Here is a 462-nt window from a genome sequence, read left to right as displayed (position 1 = left end):
TCATGACGGGGTCTCCTGGGTCCAAGGGTGGGCCGAGTTCAAGGGCTTCGGTCCGGGGAATGGTCATGACTGTGCCGTGGACACGCCGATGACGCCATGACGTCGGAGGTCATGTGCGGTCCGGTCGACACTGGTACGGAACGAGCTGATCCGCATGGCCCCATGGTCGTCCCGGAGACCGGGCCGGCCACGGGCCGCGACAACGACGGGACGGATGGCATGCCTCTTCAGGGCGAGTACGAGCCCAGCCCCACGCAGTGGGTGCGCGACCAGGTGGAACTGTACGAGAGCTCCGGCGGCGCCGAGGGGACGACCCTGCAGGGCAGGCCGGTGGTGCTGCTGACCACGCGGGGAGCCAGGAGCGGCAAGCTGCGGAAGACCCCGGTGATGCGCGTCGAGCACGAGGGGCGCTACGCGGTGGTGGCCTCGCTGGGCGGAGCACCCCGGCACCCGGTCTGGTAC

Annotated in this window: 1 protein-coding gene; it reads left to right on the top strand. The window is 69.9% G+C overall.

Translation table 11 applies throughout. The features are described from left to right. Positions 1 to 219 precede the first annotated feature (219 nt). On the top strand, positions 220 to 462 hold a 243-nt coding region (locus tag J0695_RS41700; RefSeq protein ID WP_206970019.1), incomplete at its 3' end, for a nitroreductase/quinone reductase family protein.

Origin of the sequence: Streptomyces beijiangensis, from assembly GCF_017315755.1 — a bacterium.
GTDB lineage: Bacteria > Actinomycetota > Actinomycetes > Streptomycetales > Streptomycetaceae > Streptomyces > Streptomyces beijiangensis.
This window is presented reverse-complemented; position numbering and strand designations above follow the sequence as displayed.